At 53.6% G+C, this 19,371-nt stretch carries 19 protein-coding genes; all 19 read left to right on the forward strand.

Annotated elements, in window-relative coordinates; all coding sequences use genetic code 11:
* The first annotated feature begins 56 nt into the window (after nt 1-56).
* The 19 genes from rimP to dapA all read left to right on the forward strand — a co-directional run bounded on the left by rimP (nt 57) and on the right by dapA (nt 19,205).
* Nucleotides 57-515 carry a ribosome maturation factor RimP gene (rimP, locus tag QMG93_RS15660; RefSeq protein WP_281937972.1) on the forward strand — a complete coding sequence of 153 codons (459 nt, stop codon included), beginning with the start codon at nt 57-59 and terminating at the stop codon, nt 513-515.
* Nucleotides 516-574: 59 nt separating this feature from the next.
* Nucleotides 575-1,672, forward strand: a complete 1,098-nt coding sequence (gene nusA / locus QMG93_RS15665; RefSeq protein WP_281937974.1) for a transcription termination factor NusA — start codon at nt 575-577, stop codon at nt 1,670-1,672.
* A gap of 45 nt (nt 1,673-1,717) precedes the next feature.
* Entirely contained in the window at nt 1,718-2,032 is a 315-nt protein-coding gene (rnpM, locus tag QMG93_RS15670) for an RNase P modulator RnpM (protein ID WP_010491249.1), read from the forward strand.
* Nucleotides 2,019-2,366: a YlxQ family RNA-binding protein gene (locus QMG93_RS15675; RefSeq protein ID WP_281938115.1), complete on the forward strand. Its 348-nt coding sequence runs from the start codon at nt 2,019-2,021 to the stop codon at nt 2,364-2,366. The genes rnpM and QMG93_RS15675 overlap by 14 nt, the downstream gene beginning before the upstream one ends.
* Nucleotides 2,344-5,043: a translation initiation factor IF-2 gene (gene infB / locus QMG93_RS15680; protein ID WP_281937978.1), complete on the forward strand. Its 2,700-nt coding sequence runs from the start codon at nt 2,344-2,346 to the stop codon at nt 5,041-5,043. Before QMG93_RS15675 ends, infB begins: the two co-directional genes overlap by 23 nt.
* A 6-nt stretch (nt 5,044-5,049) precedes the next feature.
* Nucleotides 5,050-5,406, forward strand: a complete 357-nt coding sequence (gene rbfA / locus QMG93_RS15685; protein WP_036676353.1) for a 30S ribosome-binding factor RbfA — start codon at nt 5,050-5,052, stop codon at nt 5,404-5,406.
* Nucleotides 5,403-6,389: a DHH family phosphoesterase gene (locus QMG93_RS15690; protein ID WP_281937980.1), complete on the forward strand. Its 987-nt coding sequence runs from the start codon at nt 5,403-5,405 to the stop codon at nt 6,387-6,389. The genes rbfA and QMG93_RS15690 overlap by 4 nt, the downstream gene beginning before the upstream one ends.
* A complete protein-coding gene (gene truB, locus QMG93_RS15695; RefSeq protein WP_281937982.1) occupies nt 6,386-7,327 on the forward strand; it encodes a tRNA pseudouridine(55) synthase TruB in 942 nt (313 codons plus the stop codon). The genes QMG93_RS15690 and truB overlap by 4 nt, the downstream gene beginning before the upstream one ends.
* Nucleotides 7,328-7,373: 46 nt before the next feature.
* The gene (locus QMG93_RS15700) at nt 7,374-8,333 is read left to right on the forward strand and encodes a bifunctional riboflavin kinase/FAD synthetase (RefSeq protein ID WP_281937983.1); all 960 of its coding nucleotides are present in this window, start codon (nt 7,374-7,376) and stop codon (nt 8,331-8,333) included.
* A gap of 173 nt (nt 8,334-8,506) precedes the next feature.
* Complete coding sequence (rpsO, locus tag QMG93_RS15705) at nt 8,507-8,776, forward strand: 30S ribosomal protein S15 (protein ID WP_010491237.1); 270 nt, start codon at nt 8,507-8,509, stop codon at nt 8,774-8,776.
* Nucleotides 8,777-9,161: 385 nt separating this feature from the next.
* Entirely contained in the window at nt 9,162-11,264 is a 2,103-nt protein-coding gene (pnp, locus tag QMG93_RS15710; RefSeq protein WP_281937987.1) for a polyribonucleotide nucleotidyltransferase, read from the forward strand.
* Between the two features lie 170 nt (nt 11,265-11,434).
* Nucleotides 11,435-12,475, forward strand: a complete 1,041-nt coding sequence (locus tag QMG93_RS15715) for a polysaccharide deacetylase family protein (RefSeq protein ID WP_281937989.1) — start codon at nt 11,435-11,437, stop codon at nt 12,473-12,475.
* Nucleotides 12,476-12,544: 69 nt separating this feature from the next.
* A complete protein-coding gene (locus QMG93_RS15720; RefSeq protein WP_216794007.1) occupies nt 12,545-13,795 on the forward strand; it encodes a M16 family metallopeptidase in 1,251 nt (416 codons plus the stop codon).
* Complete coding sequence (gene dut / locus QMG93_RS15725) at nt 13,755-14,243, forward strand: dUTP diphosphatase (RefSeq protein WP_281937992.1); 489 nt, start codon at nt 13,755-13,757, stop codon at nt 14,241-14,243. Before QMG93_RS15720 ends, dut begins: the two co-directional genes overlap by 41 nt.
* Nucleotides 14,244-14,425: 182 nt before the next feature.
* Nucleotides 14,426-15,325, forward strand: coding sequence for a dipicolinate synthase subunit DpsA (dpsA, locus tag QMG93_RS15730; RefSeq protein ID WP_281937993.1), 900 nt, complete (start codon nt 14,426-14,428; stop codon nt 15,323-15,325).
* Complete coding sequence (locus QMG93_RS15735; RefSeq protein ID WP_063187831.1) at nt 15,322-15,915, forward strand: dipicolinate synthase subunit B; 594 nt, start codon at nt 15,322-15,324, stop codon at nt 15,913-15,915. Before dpsA ends, QMG93_RS15735 begins: the two co-directional genes overlap by 4 nt.
* Nucleotides 15,916-15,958: 43 nt before the next feature.
* The gene (locus QMG93_RS15740) at nt 15,959-16,999 is read left to right on the forward strand and encodes an aspartate-semialdehyde dehydrogenase (protein ID WP_281937994.1); all 1,041 of its coding nucleotides are present in this window, start codon (nt 15,959-15,961) and stop codon (nt 16,997-16,999) included.
* A gap of 84 nt (nt 17,000-17,083) precedes the next feature.
* The gene (gene dapG / locus QMG93_RS15745; RefSeq protein WP_281937996.1) at nt 17,084-18,301 is read left to right on the forward strand and encodes an aspartate kinase; all 1,218 of its coding nucleotides are present in this window, start codon (nt 17,084-17,086) and stop codon (nt 18,299-18,301) included.
* 28 nt (nt 18,302-18,329) lie between these two features.
* Entirely contained in the window at nt 18,330-19,205 is an 876-nt protein-coding gene (gene dapA, locus QMG93_RS15750; protein ID WP_281937998.1) for a 4-hydroxy-tetrahydrodipicolinate synthase, read from the forward strand.
* Nucleotides 19,206-19,371: the final 166 nt, after the last annotated feature.

Below are 19,371 nucleotides of genomic sequence, written 5' to 3' on the forward strand. Positions count from 1 at the left end.
GCTTTAACAACCAACTACTGTCAATCGCTTTTACCAGATTAAGGAGGAACGCACGTTTGAGCACAAACATCAAATCCACTGTGGAAGAGCTGGTTCGCCCCTTTTTGGACGAAAACGGATTTGAGCTGGTCGACATCGAATATGTAAAAGAAGGCGGCAACTGGTTTTTGCGGGTATATGTGGATAAAGACGGCGGCATCGATATTGATGACTGCGGCCGCATCAGCGAATACCTCAGCGCCAAGCTGGACGAGAAGGACCCCATCGAATCGGCTTACTTCCTGGAAGTGTCTTCGCCCGGGGCGGAACGTCCGCTCAAGAAGCCTCAGGACTACCGTAAAGCGATTGGCGAGCACGTCTTCGTGACGACGTACGAACCGATAAACGCTTTGAAGGAATTCGAAGGCACGCTTGTGTCGTACGACGAACAAACGGTTGTCGTCGAAGTCGGCAAGAAAAAGCACGAAATCCCGTGTGACAAAGTGGCCGGCGCCAGGCTCGCCATCAAATTCTAGGCTCGATCTGCCAATGCGTCGGGCGGCTCGTATTTTATGAGAGGGGGAACTCCATTCAAATGAACATGGATTTTATCGAAGCGCTAAACGAAATCGAAAAGGAGAAAGGCATCGCCAAAGACGTGCTGATCGACGCGATTGAAGCAGCGCTGATTTCGAGCTATAAGCGCAATTTTAATACCGCGCAAAACGTGCGCGTGGACATCAACCGCCATACGGGTCTCATCAAAGTATACGCCCGCAAAACGGTTGTCGACGACGTGCTTGATCCGCGGATGGAAATTTCGCTCTTCGCTGCAAGAGAAATGAACCAAAACTATCAGCTGAACGACATCGTCGAGATTGAGGTTACTCCTCGTGATTTCGGCCGTATCGCGGCTCAGACGGCGAAGCAGGTTGTCACGCAGCGGATCCGCGAAGCGGAGCGCGGGCTGATCTACAATGCCTATGTCGATAAAGAAGAAGACATCGTCAACGGCATCGTGCAGCGTCAAGACACGCGCAACCTGTATATCGATTTGGGCAAAATCGAAGCGGTCATGCCGTTGAACGAGCTGATGCCGACCGACAAATTCAAGCACGGAGACCGCATTAAAGCGTATATCACCAAGGTTGAGAATACGACCAAGGGGCCGCAGATCATTTTGTCCCGTACGCACCCGGGGCTGTTGAAACGGTTGTTCGAGCTGGAAGTTCCGGAAATTTTCCAAGGGGTCGTCGAGATTCGTTCCGTCGCCCGCGAAGCCGGCTTCCGTTCCAAGATTGCCGTGTACTCCCGCAATTCGGAAGTTGATCCGGTCGGTTCTTGCGTCGGGCCGAAGGGCATGCGCGTGCAAACGATCGTCGGCGAGCTGAAGGGCGAGAAGATCGACATCGTCCGTTGGATGGAAAGTGTGGAGGAGTATGTCGCCAACGCGCTCAGCCCGTCCAAGGTGCTGGAGGTGCAAGTGTTCGAAGCCGAGAAAATGGCCCGGGTCATCGTGCCAGACTATCAGCTGTCGCTTGCCATCGGCATTAAAGGGCAGAATGCGCGGCTGGCCGCCAAACTGACCGGCTGGAAAATCGACATTAAGAGCGAGACACAAGCCGAGCAGGAGTACGGCCGACCGAAGACATATGCTGAAGAAATGCACCAGGATTCCGTCAGTATCGATTAATTCGCAGACATCGGTCTGACGGCCATGCGGGAGGGGGATGATCCGATGAAACAAAGAAAAATACCTCTGCGTAAATGCGTAGCCTGCCAGCAGATGATGCCTAAGAAAGAACTAATCCGCGTGGTGAAAACGCCGAATGATGAATTGCTCATCGATTTGACGGGAAAAAAAGCCGGCCGCGGCGCCTATTTGTGCGGTAAACTATCCTGCTTCAAGCTGGCCAAGAAATCGCGTGCGCTGGATCGCGCACTGAAATCGTCGGTCAGTCCGGATATTTACGACGCTCTCGAGCAGGATTTTATTAAAGTGGAAGACGAATTTATTGCCGGAAAAGACGCGGTGGATGATGAACAAGAATAGTGACAAATTTTTCTCGAATCTGGGGCTCGCCATGCGGGCGGGAAAGCTGGTTACCGGTGAAGACATGGTGATCGAATCGGTCCGAAGCGGCGAAACGAAACTTGTGATCGTGGCCGAGGACGCTTCCGCAGGCACCTTCAAGAAAGTGAACGATAAGTGCATTTATTATCAAGTTCCTATCCATCAGTACGGCCGTCGGGATCAGCTTGGAGCCAGTATCGGTAAAGAAGCGCGAGTCGTCGTTGGGGTAAACGATGCGGGATTTGCGCGGATGTTGTTGAAGCAGTTAGATCGTACGGAGGTGGACGGTATTGACCAAACAAGACAACAATAAAGACAAACTCAGAGTGTACGAATATGCCAAATCTTTAAATATGAGCAGTAAAGAGATCATCACAATTTTAAAAAGACTGGATATTCCGGTCAACAATCATATGAGCGTAATGGAGAATGATGCGGTGTCGAGTGTAGAGAAATTTTTCAGAGACGTTAAAGCCAATGCAGCAGCAAAACGGAGCGAAGGCGGAGCCAAAACAGGGGATAAGCCGTCCAATCGTCCGGAATCCAAACAACAAACCGTAGCGGCGCAGCCGAAACCGGAACAGCGCCCGCAAACGGCGCAAGTACAATCGGCTACACCTAAGCAAAACAACAGTGAGGGACAAAACAGACCGCAAGGTCAAGGTGGCGAAAGCCGTCAAGGCCAAGGCCAGTCCCGTCAGGGCGATCGCCAAGGAAATGATCGTAATCGCGGCGGCCAAGGAGGCCAAGGCGGCGGCTATCGCGGCGGTCAAGGCCAGGGTCAAGGAGGCCAAGGCGGCGGCTATCGCGGCGGTCAAGGCCAGGGTCAAGGAGGCCAAGGCGGCGGCTATCGCGGCGGCCAAGGTCAAGGTCAAGGAGGCCAAGGCGGCGGCTATCGCGGCGGCCAAGGTCAAGGTCAAGGAGGCCAAGGCGGCGGCAATCGTGGAGGTCAAGGCGGAGGTCAACAGGGCCAGCGCCCAGATCAACGCAGAGGCGGCTTCGAGCAGCGCAATAACAGCGGAAACCGCCAGGCGTCCATTCCTCCAAAGCCGACGGCAGCTACTATCGGTATGGATGTAGACGATTCGGCAGCGAACAGAGGCGCGAAGAAATCGAAACCGAATAATAATAATAAACGCTTTGAAGATAACCGGGGCGGCAAGGGTCCGCACAACCGCGGCAGAGCCCAAGGCCGTGGCGGTAGGAATCAGGAGCCTCCGAAACCGAAGATCGATAATACGCCGAAGAAAATTATCGTGCGTGGAACGATGACTGTAGGCGAGATGGCCAAAGCGCTGCATAAGGACGCTTCCGAAGTCATTAAGAAGCTTCTGTTCCTCGGCGTCATGGCAACCATCAATCAGGAGCTTGATTTGGATGCGATCCAACTACTTGCATCCGATTACGGTGTGGAAGTCGAGCTGAAAATTCCGGTCGAGGAAGACAAATTCGAACAATTCGAAGAGCAAGACGAAGAAGCGGATCTGATGGAGCGTCCTCCGGTGGTGACCATCATGGGTCACGTCGACCACGGAAAAACGACTCTGCTCGATGCGATCCGCAAGACAAGCGTAACCGAAGGCGAAGCGGGCGGTATCACACAGCATATCGGCGCTTACCAGGTAGAAACTCACAACAAAAAGATCACGTTCCTTGATACGCCGGGTCACGAAGCGTTTACGTCTATGCGTGCCCGCGGCGCACAGGTGACGGATATCACCATTATCGTGGTCGCAGCCGATGACGGCGTCATGCCGCAAACGGTAGAAGCGATCAGTCACGCCAAAGCGGCGAAAGTGCCGATTATCGTTGCGGTGAACAAAATCGATAAGCCGGATGCGAACCCGGATCGGGTCAAGCAAGAGTTGACCGAATACGAGCTTGTTCCTGAAGAGTGGGGCGGCGATACGATTTTCTGCAACATTTCCGCGAAGCAAGGGATCGGGCTGGAAAATCTGCTCGATATGATTTTGCTTGTCGCTGAAGTGCAGGAGCTTAAAGCCAATCCGAACAAGCGTGCCAGAGGAACGGTCATCGAGGCCGAGCTGGACAAAGGCAAAGGACCGGTGGCGCGCATCTTGATCCAACACGGTACGCTTAAAGTGGGCGACAGCTTCGTCGCAGGCGTCTGCTTCGGACGTGTGCGGGCCATGATGAACGATAAAGGACGCAAGCTGAAAGAAGCCGGGCCTTCGACGCCGGTGGAAATTACCGGTTTGACCGAAGTGCCTCAAGCCGGCGATCCATTCCTGGTCTTCGAGGATGAGCGCAAAGCGAGAGATATCGCTGAGAAGCGTGCTATCACGCTACGTCAATCCGAGATGGGCGCGAACGCCCGCGTAACGCTGGACGATCTGTACAAACAGATTAAAGAAGGCGAAGTTAAGGACCTTAACGTTATCATTAAAGCGGACGTTCAAGGTTCTGCCGAGGCGCTCAAAGGCTCCTTGGAGAAAATCGACGTCGAAGGCGCGCGCGTTAAAATTTTGCATAGCGGCGTAGGGGCTATCACCGAGTCCGACGTTATTCTGGCATCGGCTTCCAATGCGATCGTCATCGGCTTTAACGTCCGTCCGGAGCCGCAAGCGAAAAACACCGCCGAGCAGGAGAAAGTCGATATTCGTCTGCATAGCATCATTTACAAAGTCATGGAAGAAATCGAGCAAGCGATGAAGGGGCTTCTCGATCCGGAATATAAGGAAGTCGTTATCGGGCATGCCGAAGTCCGCAACATCTTTAAAGTGTCCAAGGTCGGCACGATTGCGGGCTGCATGGTGACGGACGGCAAAATCGTCCGCTCTGCCGAAGTACGGATTGTCCGCAGCGGAATCGTCGTTTTCGAAGGTAAGATCGACTCGCTGAAACGATTCAAGGATGATGCGAAAGAAGTAGCGCAAGGTTACGAATGCGGTATATCTTTGGAGCGTTTTAATGATCTTAAAGAGGGAGACACGATTGAAGCCTTCGTTATGGAAACTGTAGAGAGGTGATCCGCTATGGCAAAAATTCGCGTGGGCAGAGTCGGGGAACAAATCAAGAAGGAATTAAGCCAGATCATTCAATCCGAACTGAAAGACCCGCGCATCGGTTTCATTACCGTGACCGGCGTCGATGTGACGAATGATTTTTCCCAGGCCAAAGTATACTTGAGCGTGCTTGGCAGCGACGAACAGAAGGAAGAAACGCTGAAGGCACTCGCCCGCGGCACCGGCTTTATCCGTTCCGAGCTCGGCAAACGAATTCGGATGCGTAAAATTCCGGAACTGCTGTTTAAGTTCGACGCCTCGATCGATTACGGCAGCAAGATCGAAACGCTCATTCACCAAATTAACGACGGGAATGCGGAAGCATGACCACAGCGGAATATGCCGTTCAGCTTCAAGCGGCGGCCGAGTTTATCCGCGAGCAGGATGATTTTCTGGTCGTAGCCCACGTGCAGCCCGACGGCGATGCTGCCGGGTCCACGTTTGCGGTCGCTTGGATGCTGCAGTCGTTAAACAAACGATTCACGTTGATCAACGAAGGCCGTATCCCGGATAAGTTCATGTACATGGCCGGGCCTCATGCGGTCATCGAATACGAGAAAGCTCCGCCCGAACGCAAGTTCGCGGCGGTGATCTCGGTCGATTGCGCGGATTTCGAACGAATCGGCTCAGTGAGCGAATGCTTCGAGCCGGAACGGAAGCTGCTGAACATCGATCATCATGCCACCAATGATGGTTTCGGAACCGTTAATCTGGTGCGTTCCGATGCCGCGGCTACCGTGGAAGTACTGTACGATCTGGCGCTGGAGCTGAACCTGGAGTTCACGCCGGAACTGAACGATTGTATTTACACCGGTTTGCTGACCGATACGGGAGGCTTCCGTTATTCCAATACGACGCCGAAAGTGATGCAGATAGCGGCAGATATGCTGGCGCGTGGCGTGAAGGGGCATGAGCTTGCCGAAAGGCTGCTCGAAACGATGACGCTTGGTCAAGTATCCTTGCTGAAGCGAAGCCTCAATACATTGTCCTTTGCCCATAGCAATAAGGTGGCTTGGCTGTCCGTCACTTTGGACGATTTGTCCGCTACCGATGCATCCAGCGAAGATATGGACGGACTCGTCAACTATGCCCGCAATGTCGAAGGGGTTGAAGTCGGCATGCTGTTTAAGGAAAAAGAGCCCGGTATCGTTAAAGTCAGCTTCCGCTCCGGAGGCTTGGCCGATGTCGCGGCACTTGCCCAAAAATTCGGCGGCGGCGGGCATGTCAAAGCGGCCGGCTGTACGATTCGCGGTTCGATGTCCGAAGCGGTTGAGCGAGTCGTTCGGGAAGTAGGGATGGCGCTCGCATGACAACGGAATTGGAAGGTATTTTGCCCGTATGGAAGCCGAAAGGCTTTACTTCCCACGATGTGGTGGCTAAAGTGCGCCGCATCGTTAGAATTAAGCGGATCGGCCATACGGGGACGCTTGATCCGCAAGTGACAGGCGTCTTGCCGCTTTGCATCGGTAGGGCGACCCGGCTTGTCGAGTACATCCAAGAGCTGCCGAAAGCGTACGAAGCGACTCTGCTTTTGGGACTTGCTACCGATACGGAAGACTTGTCGGGGGAAGTGCTGGAGCGGGTGGAGGGTCTTGGAGAACGGTTGACGCCGGAACAAGTGACTGCGGCGGTCTTAAGCTTTATCGGCGACATCGAACAGGTGCCGCCGATGTATTCTGCGGTCAAGGTGGACGGTAAACGATTGTACGAGCTGGCGCGGCAGGGCGTTCAAGTGGAGCGGAAATCCCGGACGGTCACCATTTACGGCATCGAAGTGCTGGAGACGGACTGGTCGGGAGATTACCCGCAGGTCAAGTTTCGCGTTGACTGCTCCAAGGGAACGTATATTCGCACGTTGTGTGCGGATATCGGACAAGCTCTCGGCGTTCCGGCCGTGATGGCGGAGCTGGTGCGAACCTCAACCGGACATATCGGGCCGGAACGATGCTTGACGCTTGAACAGATTGAAGCTCTCCACAAAAACGGAGAGCTTGCCGGGCGGTTGATTCCGATGGAGCAGGCGGTTGCCCATTTGCCGTCCGTCCGGCTTTCTTCCGTTCAAGCACAGAAGGCGCTGCAGGGTCAGAAGATTCGCGTCAGTGAAGTGCAGAAGACCGCATTAAACGCCTTTTCGTCTACCGGCGAGCGGGCGGTCGCCTGCTTCGCGGAAGAAACCGGTGCGTTAATCGGGCTTTTTGAATGGGATTCGGAACCGGGATTGCTGCTGCCGGTCAAAATATTTTCTTGAGCTTGAGCGGTCAAACGCACCAAAGAAATGTAGGTGAAAGACATCCATGGAAACGGTACAGCTATCGTATCCGCTGCCGCAGGACGGCCGTCCGGACGATTCCGCCAAGGTGCTGGCGATCGGGGATTTCGACGGCGTTCACCTCGGTCACCGGGAAGTGATTCGGAGGGCGGTCGAACGCGGGGCCGAGCTTCAACTGCCGGCTGCCATCATGACGTTTCATCCGCATCCCAGACAAGTGCTCGGGATGGACAAATACACCAAGCTGCTAACGCCGCTCGCGGCAAAGCAGGAATTGCTGCGGCAGCTTCAGGTCGACACGACTTATGTCGTGGATTTCAGCGAATCGTTTATGCGCGTAACGCCCGAACAGTTTGTCGAGCACATGCTAGTGCCGATGAAGGTCAGTACGGTTTTCGTCGGATTTGACTTCACCTTCGGCTACAAGGGCGCAGGGACGCCGGATACGCTCTGTGATTTGGCCAAGGGGAGATTTACGGTCGAGGTGGTTCGTCCGTTTCACAGGAACGGTGAGAAAGTCAGCAGCACGTTGATTCGCGAATGCCTGCTGCGCGGCGATATTGCCGAAGCGAATGCACTGCTTGCCCGGCCTTACCGGCTGGAAGGAACAGTCGTGCACGGAGACGGGCGGGGCCGTACCATCGGTTTTCCGACCGCGAATCTTGAGGTGAGCCAGCCTTACGTTATCCCGGCCAATGGCGTCTATGCCGTACAGGTCACTGTCGGGGGCCGCAAAGTAGGCGGGGTCATGAATGTCGGGGTGAAGCCTACCTTCGTCACCGGCTTGACCCAGCCCGCGCTGGAGGCGCATTTGTTCGATTTCCACGAAACGATCTATGGAGAGGACGTACAGGTGGAACTGCTCGCGTTTATTCGGGAAGAACGGAGATTCGCGTCGGTTCAAGAGCTGATTTCCCAGATCGGCCAAGATGCAGATCAAGCGCGCTCGATCCTTGCGGCTCGAAAAACGATTCAAAACTCGTAATTTTATTTTACTTTTATAAACAAACTATGGTATACTATGAAACGTTGTCGATTCAACATGCTATCGCATGAGGAATACAGGACATCGCATGAACCTTGGCATGGAGAATCGAGTACTCCATCGGTCTCTGGGCCACAGGGGATATACTTATTATTTTCGGAGGTGACTCAATCATGGCATTGACACAAGAACGCAAGCAGGAACTGATCCAAACGCACAAAACGCACGAAAGCGACACAGGATCTCCTGAAGTGCAAGTTGCAATTCTTACGGAAAACATCGTGAACCTGACCAGCCACTTGAAGACGCACAAGAAAGATCATCATTCTCGTCGCGGTCTGCTCAAAATGGTCGGCCAACGCCGTAAGCTTCTGACGTACTTGAAAAACAAGGACGTCAAACGCTACAGCGCTTTGATCGAAAAACTCGGTCTGCGCCGTTAATTCAGCCTTACAACTAAAGCAACCACGTTTGTCCTTTGTGCACGCCGGAACGCCTGGCGTACGGATGCACGGGCTGCGGGGTTGCTTTTTTAAAATATCGGGATACCCCTTAGCTCGGCAATGTGTTCGGAAAGAAATATCGTTGCTGCTCATCCACAAGCTGCACTTTTAAGTTACTATTTTCATAAAAAGCAGGAAATACTGACTAATATGCAGAATGGTTAAGGAAGACCGGCGTTTTGGCGATCCGGAGGCAAGTTTGCCCTGATCGGTCGCTAGGCAATGGCGGTAGTGCGGGGACCCCGGCTTCGATCTAGTGATCCTACATAACGAATTCCGGGTGTGAAATTTCAAAAGTTTTAAACGAAAATTGAGGAGGTTGAATATGGAGAAACAAGTGCAGATGGATCTCGGCGGACGTCCGTTGATTCTGGAAACCGGACGTCTGGCGAAGCAGGCGAATGGCGCTGTCGTTGCGCGCTACGGCGAAACCGTCGTACTTTGTACGGTAACGGCTTCCGCCGAGCCGAAAGATTTGGATTTTTTCCCTCTAACCGTGAACTACGAGGAGCGTCTTTATTCGGTCGGTAAAATCCCCGGAGGCTTTATTAAAAGGGAAGGACGTCCCAGCGAGAAAGCGATTTTGTCCAGCCGTTTGACGGACCGTCCGATTCGTCCGTTGTTTCCGGAAGGGTTCCGTAATGACGTGCAGATCGTTGCGATCGTTATGAGTGTGGATCAGGAATGCGCGCCGGAAATTGCGGCCATGATCGGAACCTCCGCAGCGCTCAGCATTTCTGACGTGCCGTTTAACGGTCCAGTGGGTGGCGTCATTGTCGGCCGGGTGGACGGGCAGTTCGTCATTAACCCGACTCTCGAGCAGTCGGAAAAAAGCGATATCCACCTTGTCGTGGCAGGCACGAAGGATGCCATCATGATGGTTGAAGCCGGTGCGGAAGAAGTGCCGGAGGAAGTAATGCTGGAAGCGATCATGTTCGGTCATGACGAAATCCGCAAAATCGTTGCCGTTCAGGAACAATTCGTGCAGGAAGTCGGCAAGCCAAAAATGGAAGTCAAGCTTCACAGTGTAGATAGCGATGTAAACAAAGCGGTTCGCGAGTTCGCTCAAGCCCGTCTGGTGGAAGCGGTCAAAATTCCGGAGAAGCATGCGAGACAAGATGCGATCGACGCGATTAACAACGAAGCGAAAGAGCATTTTGCTGCGGTTTACGCCGAAACGCCGGAGAACATGGCCGATGTCAAAGAAACGCTGTACGATATTGTGAAAGAAGAAGTGCGCCGCTTGATTACGCACGATAAAGTTCGTCCGGACGGACGCGGGCTTGATGAAATCAGACCGATCGAATGCGACATCAACCTGCTGCCGCGTACGCACGGCTCCGGCTTGTTTACCCGCGGCCAAACGCAGGCACTCAGCGTATGTACGCTCGGAGCGCTCGGCGACGTGCAAATTCTCGACGGTCTCGACCTGGAAGAATCGAAGCGGTTTATGCATCATTACAATTTCCCGCCGTTCAGCGTAGGCGAAGCTCGTCCGCTGCGTGCGCCGGGTCGGCGCGAAATCGGACACGGGGCGCTCGGCGAACGTGCGCTGGAGCCAGTTATTCCTTCTGAAGTCGACTTCCCGTATACGATCCGGCTGGTTTCCGAGGTGCTGGAATCGAACGGTTCGACTTCGCAGGCAAGCATTTGCGCGAGTACACTGGCGATGATGGATGCGGGCGTTCCGATCAAAGCTCCGGTAGCAGGCGTAGCCATGGGTCTGATCAAAGACGGAGAGCATTACTCGATCTTGACGGACATCCAGGGGATGGAGGACCACCTCGGCGATATGGACTTTAAAGTGGCAGGTACCGCCAAAGGGGTTACTGCGCTGCAGATGGATATCAAAATCGACGGCATCGACCGGGCCATTTTGACGGATGCGCTGGAGCAGGCGAAAAAAGGCCGCATGCATATTTTGAACAAAATGTTGGATCGTATTTCACAGCCAAAATCGGACCTGTCGCCTTATGCGCCGAAAATCGTCACGATGCAGATCAACCCGGACAAGATCCGCGATGTCATCGGAGCAGGCGGCAAAATCATCAACAAGATCATCGAAGAAACCGGCGTAAAAATCGACATCGAGCAGGATGGCCGCGTCTTCATCGCTTCGTCCAACAGTGAGATGAACGAAAAAGCGCGTCAAATCATCGAAGGCATCGTCCGCGAAGTCATCGTCGGGGAAACGTATCTCGGTACTGTGAAGCGGATCGAAAAGTTCGGCGCCTTCGTCGAAATTTTACCGGGCAAAGAAGGCTTGGTGCATATTTCCCAGTTGTCGACCGAGCGGGTAGGCAAGGTGGAAGATGTCGTCAAGATCGGCGATACGATTACGGTGAAAGTAACGGAGATCGACAACCAAGGCCGTGTCAATTTATCGCGTAAAGCGGTATTGACGGCGCAAGTTCCAGCCCAAACCTAATTTAACGCTTGAGATTTCAAGCGAGCATGCAGAAAGAGCCAGAGCAGTCTGTCTCTTTTTTGTTTGTCCGAAAATCCGGATTTCAGCTAGCGGCACTCTCTAGATGTTGGTCTAAACCTGTCCTGCCGGGCATAAGATGGGGACAAACAGGTGTGGACAGGAGAATGGGCATGAAACGCAAACGATGGTTAGCTGCGTCATTATGCTTTGTAGCGCTGCTGCTCGGCCTGCAGTTCTCTCCGGCGGTCGACCGATTCGTACAGCATGCCAGAGAGAAGAACGGTCATGAGCGGGCTGCAGACGATGCACGGACGCTGTCTTCTCTGCTGTCGCTTAGGGTATGGAGCGACGCAGGGAATGAGAGGCGGGCCAGAGTGCTTGAAAGAATTAAGGCCGAGGCGGCGAAGCGAAATATACCGCCGGTGGACGCCAAAATCGATCGTGTCTGGAAAGCGATACCGGGCTATAACGGGCTCGAGGTCGATGTCGAGAAATCGTTGGAGCTGGCGGAGCGACAGTCGTTTCCGGAAACGCCGCAGCTCGTGTTCCGCGAAGTGCCGCCTCAAGTCGATCTGGATCAACTCGGACCGAATCCGATCTACAAGGGCAACCCGGCGAAGCCAATGGCAGCGCTCATGATCAACGTGGCGTGGGGCGACGAGTATTTGCCGCGAATGCTGGATATTCTTCGTAAGGAGCAGGTGCATGCGACCTTTTTCTTCGATGGGATGTGGCTGAAAAAAAATATTCCGTCCGCCCGCAAAATTATGGAGGAAGGACACGAAGTCTCCAATCATGCCTACTCTCACCGGGACATGAGCAAGCTCAGCCGGACGCAAGCCGCTGCCGAAATCAGCAAGACCGAGACGATGCTGAAGCAGGAGTTGGGAGTGCAGAACCGTCTGTTTGCCCCGCCCTCGGGCGATTACAATCAAATGACCGTAGACGTTGCGCATGAGATGAGCCTGCGTACCATTCTGTGGACGATAGATACGGTAGATTGGAAAAAGCCGGAGCCCTCTTCCATCGTGCAAAAAGTAGCCACGCGGATCGAACCCGGCTCTCTGATCCTGATGCATCCAACATCTTCGAGCAGCGCCGCGCTGCAGGGCATCATTCGCGCAATCCGGGCCAAAGGGCTTTCTTTGGGCACCGTCAGCGAGGTCATCTCGCCCGCGCGGATTCCGAAGGTTGAGTCCGCCGGACAATAATGGTAATATCAGAATGTTATACCTTTGCAGGGAATCAAGACTTCGCCGTACCGAGGAGGCTTAAAGCGTTTGGACAAATACACACTTACCAACGGACTGCGGCTCGTCATCGAGAAAATTCCGACGTGCCGCTCCGTTGCTTTCGGCATCTGGGTCAAAACCGGATCGCGCAGCGAAAACGAGACAAACAACGGCATTTCGCATTTTATCGAGCATATGCTCTTTAAGGGCACGGAAAAATATTCCGCCAAAGATATCGCCGAAATTTTCGACGGCATCGGAGGCAACGTGAATGCCTTCACTTCGAAGGAGTACACATGCTATTATTGCAAGGTGCTGGACGAGCATCTGCCGCTCGCGGTGGAAGTGCTCTCCGATATGTTTTTCGGTTCGGTCTTCGATGAGACGGAATTGGAAAAAGAAAAAAATGTCATCTACGAAGAAATCGCGATGTACGAAGATACTCCGGACGATATGGTGCATGATTTGATTGCCCGGGCCGCTTTCGGCGGGCATTCACTCGGACGTACCATCATCGGCACGCAAAGCAATCTGGCGGCGATGACCTCTGATACGCTTAAGGAGTATATGAAGTCGCAGTATACGATTGCCAATACGGTTATCAGCATCGCCGGCAACATTAACGACGATGTCGTCGGCTTGATCGAGAAACATTTCGGGAGCTTCGCGAATGCGGGTTCACAGGCCCCGCTTGATCCTTTGGCGTTTCGGAGCGATTCCGAGTATCACCAGAAGAAGACTGAACAAAATCATATCTGTTTATCGCTGCCCGGACTGGCCGCGAAGGACGACCGGCTGTATGCGATGATCCTGCTGAACAATGCGATCGGCGGCGGCATGAGCTCCCGGTTATTCCAGGAAATCCGCGAGAAACGCGGTCTGGCTTACTCGGTATATTCCTATCATTCTTCCTACCAGGACGGCGGTCTGTTTACCGTCTATACCGGTACGGCGCCTAAGCAGACCGAAGAAGTGCTTAAGGTGACGCTGGAGCTGTTGGCCGACATCAAGGAAAAGGGATTGACGCCGACCGAGCTGAAGAAGGGCAAGGAACAGATGAAGGGCAGCTTGATTTTGAGCCTGGAGAGCACCAGCAGCCGGATGAACCGGATCGGGAAAAACGAGTTGATGCTGGGCAGACATTACAATCTGGATGAAATGATACAGCGTATCGAAAGCGTGGAGATGGAGCAAGTTCAAGCGCTGACGGCGGAGATGCTGTCCGTGCCGTTTGCATTGGCTATGGTCGGGCAGACGAATGAGGCCATTGCCGGATTTAGGAGGGATCAGCTTGTCTGAACGAATCGAAGTGTTAATTAAACGGCTGCCGGGCAACGAGGATATCGCGCTGCCGCAAAAGATGTCCGAGCTGGCCAGCGGCTTCGATCTGTATGCCGCTGTAAGCGAGCCGGTCGATCTCGGGCCAGGGGAACGGACGCTCATTCCGACCGGATTTTCGCTTGCCATGCCGGCAGGGCTGGAAGCCCAGATCCGTCCGCGAAGCGGGCTTGCTTTTAAACACGGGATCACATCCTTGAACACACCGGGCACGATCGATGCCGATTACCGCGGCGAAGTCAAGGTGCTGCTGATCAATCACGGCAAAGAAACGTTCACCATCAACCGTAACGAGCGTATCGCGCAAATGGTGTTTCAAACGGTGCCGCTCATTACGCTGACCGAGGTAAGCGAGCTGGACGAGACGGAACGCGGATCGGGCGGCTTCGGGCACACGGGAACAAAATAGAAAGACGGGCGATCCAAGCGCTTTTCCGCAGACCGGCAATTCGGCCTGACGGGAGAGCGCTTTTTGTTTGCCGACGAACGATGCCGGCCGTCGGCGTTTGGGGGCTTGCTCTGCCGGAACCCATCTCTGGGCTGTCGCATATCATGATTTATCGAGAGCGACATGGAAAGAGGTGAGAATGAATGCTGACCGGGATTCAAGTAGCGTTGATCGGCGGCGATGCCAGGCAGCTCGAGGTGATTCATAGATGCTCCGAACTCGACGCATCCGTCGTCTTGTTCGGCTTTGATAATTTGCAGAACGGTTCAAGCGGGATCACCAAGGCAGAATTGACGCCCGAAGCGCTTGTGGCTTTGGATGCCGTCATTTTGCCTGCTGTTGGGACGGACGATCAAGGAAATGTGGACAGTCTGTTTTCATCCAAAGAGTTACGACTCAACCATGAACATATAGCTGCCCTGCCGAAGCATGCCATCGTCTTTACGGGCATGGCCAAACCTTACTTACGCGACTTGTGCTCGAACGAAGGCATCACGCTGATCGAATTGTTCGACCGCGACGATGTGGCGATTTACAACTCTATTCCGACAGCCGAAGGCGCGGTGATGATGGCAATTCAGAACACGGATATCACCATTCACGGTTCGGAATCTATGGTGCTTGGCTTCGGAAGAACCGGAGCGACGCTTGCCCGCACACTGCAAGGCATGGGCGCGAAGGTCAGGGTGGGCGTCAACAAGCCCGAATATTACGCCCGCGCGATCGAGATGGGAATGAATCCCTTTTATACGCAAGAGCTGATTTCCCACGTATCCCAAGTGGATTTGCTGTTCAACACCATCCCGGCCATGGTGGTCACCGCTCAAGTCATCGCCAATATTCCGCATCGCGCGATTATTATTGATCTTGCCTCCAAGCCGGGCGGAACCGATTTCCGCTATGCCGAAAAACGCGGGGTGAAGGCGATGCTTGCGCCGGGGCTGCCCGGAATTGTCGCCCCGAAGACGGCCGGGCGCATCATTGGCGATACGCTGACCCGCATCATCATGGAGGACGCAAGACGAAGGAGGAACGGGGAATGAATTGGGATCAATTGACGGTGGGCTTCGCCTTAACCGGCTCTCACTGCACGTTCGAAGAAACGATGCCGCAAATCCGTCGTTTTGTCAACGCCGGTGCTAAAGTCGTGCCCATCGTATCCAATACGATCATGACCACGGACACGCGTTTCGGCACATCGGCAAATTGGCAAAAAGAGTTGAAAGAGATCACAGGAAATGATATTATTTCTTCAATTGTAGATGCAGAACCGCTCGGTCCTTCGAAACTCCTAGACATAATGGTGATTGCTCCTTGTACCGGGAATACGACCAGCAAGCTTGCTAACGCCATGACGGAAAGTCCCGTACTGATGGCGGCCAAAGCGCAGATGCGCAACGGGAGACCGCTCGTACTGGCGATTTCGACAAATGACGGATTGGGACTGAACGCCACGAATATCGGTAAGCTTCTGATTACCAAAAACATTTATTTCGTCCCGTTCGGACAGGATGCGCCGACGGTCAAACCGAATTCGCTTGTGGCGCGCATGGATTTGATCATGGAAGCTTGCGAGGCGGCCCTTCAAGGCAAGCAGCTGCAGCCGATGCTGATTGAACGGTTTAATTACTGATCCTGCATTTTTTATCATTCATCTTTAGGGGAGAGGACAATACATGTCGAATCAAAAGTTGTTTAACGTCGCAGTAGTAGGCGCGACAGGTGCCGTAGGAGAACAGATCCTCCGTTTGCTGGCTGAACGGAATTTCCCCATCCAAGAGCTGAAGCTCTTGTCCTCGGCCCGGTCCGCAGGCAAGAAACTTCAGTTCAAAGGCCGTGAAGTGACGATTGAAGAAGCAACGCCGGACAGCTTCAAAGGCGTAGACATTGCCCTGTTCAGCGCAGGAGGCGACGTCAGCCGGACACTGGTTCCGGAAGCGATCAAGCATGGAACCGTATGTATCGACAACACCAGCGCGTTCCGGATGGACCCGGAAACGCCGCTTGTCGTGCCTGAGGTAAATATCGACAAAGTCAGCGACCACAAAGGCGTGATTGCCAACCCGAACTGCTCTACGATTCAAATGGTGCAAACGCTGAAGCCGCTTTACGACCGCTACGGCATTTCCCGCATCATCGTATCCACTTACCAAGCCGTATCCGGCGCAGGCGCCAGCGCGATTAACGAGATGCTTCGCCAGTCCCGCGAAGTACTGGAAGGAAACGCTGTAGAGCCGCAAATTTTACCGGTAGGTTCTTTGCCGGTCAAACATCAAATCGCATTCAACGCTATTCCGCAAATCGACAAATTTGTGGACAATGGCTTTACTTACGAAGAAATGAAAATGATCAATGAAACGAAAAAAATTATGGGCGACGAATCGCTGGAAGTAACCGCGACTTGCGTGCGGATTCCGGTCGTTTACGGCCATTCCGAATCGGTTTATGTCGAGCTTAAGCAAGATTTTGATATCGAAGAGGTGAAACGCCTGCTGGCTGATTCGCCGGGAATCGTGGTACAGGATAACGCTGCCGAGCAGCTGTATCCGCTGGCTACGGAAGCGACAGGTAAGCTTGAAACGTTCGTCGGACGTATTCGCCGCGATCTTAGCAACCCAAGAGCCCTCAATCTGTGGATCGTATCCGACAACCTGCTCAAGGGAGCGGCTTGGAATGCCGTCCAAATTGCCGAATACATCGCAATCGAGCAGCAATAAATGGAACTAAACTGGCTTTCTGAGACACTCAGGAAGCCAGAATTTTGCTATTAACTATGGCACATGGACAAGGGGAGAGATCACATGAGGATCTTGGTGCAAAAATTCGGAGGCACTTCTCTTTCCACAGCCGAGGCTAGAACACACGTTATTGAACACATCCAAGATGCTTTGAACCAAGAATACAAAACGGTTGTTGTTGTTTCGGCTATGGGTCGCAGAGGGGAACCTTACGCAACGGACACGCTACTGGATTGGATTGGGCAAAATGGAAATAACCTGCCTGCACGCGAGCGGGATATGCTGTTATGCTGCGGCGAATTTATCTCGGCCGCTACGCTTTGTAGTCTACTGAACGCCGAGGGGATACCTGCTGTTGCTTTAACCGGCGCGCAAGCGGGAATTTTAACGAATGACGAACACGGCAATGCTCAAATCGTGACGATTCGACCGGGGCGGATGCTTGAACTGCTGGAGCAGGGGAACGTCGTCATCGTCGCCGGCTTTCAAGGCGAGACGGCGACAGGCGATTTCACGACGCTCGGCCGGGGCGGAAGTGACACGTCGGCTACCGCACTTGGAGCGGCTTTAAATGCGGAGCTCGTCGAAATTTTCACCGATGTGAGCGGTATTTTGACAGCAGATCCGCGGATCGTGGAAGAAGCAAGAGCGCTTTCGGTCGTCTCTTATATGGAAATCTGCAACATGGCGCATTTAGGCGCGAAGGTCATTCATCCCAGAGCGGTAGAAGTCGCTATGAATGCCGGAATTCCGGTAAGGGTACGCTCCACGTTTTCCAAGGATAAAGGAACGCTTGTTACGCATGCCGACGCGCTTCGGAACGAATCCGGCGCTGTGCAGGACCGGTTTGTCACGGGTATCGCTCACGTGCCGAATATCTCGCAAATCCGGGTAGCGCCACAGGAAGGCAGCTACGATCTTCAGCTTAACGTGTTTAAAGCGATGGCGCGGCAGCGAATCAGCGTCGATTTTATTAACGTCAACCCATCCGGCGTCGTGTACACGGTCTTTGATCATGAGGCGGAGCGGGCGGCCGAAACGCTTCAGGGAATGGGTTATACGCCGCACATCACGCCGAACTGCGCGAAAGTTTCGATCATTGGGGCCGGAATGAACGGCGTCCCCGGCATTATGGCCCACATTGTCGAAGCGCTTACGGAAGAAGACATCCAGATTCTGCAGTCTGCCGATTCGAATACGACCATCTGGGTATTGGTGCAAGGCGACGACATGGTCAAAGCCGTTCGTGCGCTGCATCGCAAATTCGAGCTCCATAGATAACGCATAATGTTTTAGGGGGAGACAACACGTGGATTTTGGCACAATGATAACCGCCATGGTTACACCGTTCGATGACAATCTTAACATCGACTGGACGCAATTTGAGAACGTGATGGACTACTTGATCGAGGAGCAGCAAAGCGACAGTCTCGTTATCTGCGGCACAACCGGCGAATCTCCTACACTAACGGAAGAAGAGAAGCTCGAAAGTTTTCGAAGGGCCGTAAAGTATGCGCGCGGCCGCTGCAAAATTATTGCAGGGACCGGCAGCTACGATACCGCTCATTCCATTCATTTGTCGCAAGCGGCCGAAAAGCTTGGTGTCGATGCGCTGCTTCTGGTGGCGCCGTACTACAATCGGCCTTCGCAAGAAGGACTTTATCAGCATTACAAAGCCATTGCCGAGTCGGTTAACATCCCGATCATCCTTTATAATGTGCCCGGGCGGACCGGTGTCAATATCGAGCCGGAGACGACGATTCGTTTGTCCCACATCCCGAACATCGTTGCGACGAAGGATTGCACGGATACGGACCAGCTGACGCAGATCATTACCGGCGCCGCCCCGGGCTTTCTAGTCTACAGCGGCGACGACAGCGCCACGCTCCCCGCTTTGGCGGTCGGTGCGCGGGGGATCGTCAGCGTTGCGAGCCATGTGATCGGCAAAGAAATGAGAACGATGATCGATCGCTACTTGCAGGGCGAAGTAAAAGAGGCGGCGAGGCTTCATGGTCAGTTGCTTCCGGTATTCCGCGGGCTGTTCTTGTGCCCCCATCGCGTACCGAGCCCGGCTCCGGTCAAGCATGCGCTTAGCCTGAAAGGATTGCGCGTGGGCGGGGTTCGACTGCCGCTCGTGGACGTCACAGAGCAAGAAAAACAATTTATCGCTTCGCTTTTTGCCTAAGCTTTACGACAACCGGTGCCCTTCGGCATCGGTTTTTTTGTTTTGGGAATAATACGCTTTACGCAAGGTGGATAGCCGAGTAGACCGGCTCACTTGTAAAGAGTCATTTTTTTCATGTATAATGATGTCAAGTGACTGGTGCGGTTAAAATTTGGTTTTGAATAAT

This window comes from Paenibacillus tyrphae, assembly GCF_027925525.1.
Lineage (GTDB): Bacteria > Bacillota > Bacilli > Paenibacillales > NBRC-103111 > Paenibacillus_G > Paenibacillus_G tyrfis_B.

What these genes read in the sequence shown, in the direction of transcription:
- dapG (WP_281937996.1), top strand. Translation starts at nt 17,084, where the DNA reads ATGAGGATCTTGGTGCAAAAATTCGGAGGCACTTCTCTTTCCACAGCC.
- nusA (WP_281937974.1), top strand. Translation starts at nt 575, where the DNA reads ATGAACATGGATTTTATCGAAGCGCTAAACGAAATCGAAAAGGAGAAA.
- truB (WP_281937982.1), top strand. Translation starts at nt 6,386, where the DNA reads ATGACAACGGAATTGGAAGGTATTTTGCCCGTATGGAAGCCGAAAGGC.
- rpsO (WP_010491237.1), top strand. Translation starts at nt 8,507, where the DNA reads ATGGCATTGACACAAGAACGCAAGCAGGAACTGATCCAAACGCACAAA.
- QMG93_RS15700 (WP_281937983.1), top strand. Translation starts at nt 7,374, where the DNA reads ATGGAAACGGTACAGCTATCGTATCCGCTGCCGCAGGACGGCCGTCCG.
- QMG93_RS15675 (WP_281938115.1), top strand. Translation starts at nt 2,019, where the DNA reads ATGAACAAGAATAGTGACAAATTTTTCTCGAATCTGGGGCTCGCCATG.
- rbfA (WP_036676353.1), top strand. Translation starts at nt 5,050, where the DNA reads ATGGCAAAAATTCGCGTGGGCAGAGTCGGGGAACAAATCAAGAAGGAA.
- dpsA (WP_281937993.1), top strand. Translation starts at nt 14,426, where the DNA reads ATGCTGACCGGGATTCAAGTAGCGTTGATCGGCGGCGATGCCAGGCAG.
- pnp (WP_281937987.1), top strand. Translation starts at nt 9,162, where the DNA reads ATGGAGAAACAAGTGCAGATGGATCTCGGCGGACGTCCGTTGATTCTG.
- rnpM (WP_010491249.1), top strand. Translation starts at nt 1,718, where the DNA reads ATGAAACAAAGAAAAATACCTCTGCGTAAATGCGTAGCCTGCCAGCAG.
- QMG93_RS15715 (WP_281937989.1), top strand. Translation starts at nt 11,435, where the DNA reads ATGAAACGCAAACGATGGTTAGCTGCGTCATTATGCTTTGTAGCGCTG.
- QMG93_RS15690 (WP_281937980.1), top strand. Translation starts at nt 5,403, where the DNA reads ATGACCACAGCGGAATATGCCGTTCAGCTTCAAGCGGCGGCCGAGTTT.
- QMG93_RS15740 (WP_281937994.1), top strand. Translation starts at nt 15,959, where the DNA reads ATGTCGAATCAAAAGTTGTTTAACGTCGCAGTAGTAGGCGCGACAGGT.
- QMG93_RS15735 (WP_063187831.1), top strand. Translation starts at nt 15,322, where the DNA reads ATGAATTGGGATCAATTGACGGTGGGCTTCGCCTTAACCGGCTCTCAC.
- dut (WP_281937992.1), top strand. Translation starts at nt 13,755, where the DNA reads ATGAGGCCATTGCCGGATTTAGGAGGGATCAGCTTGTCTGAACGAATC.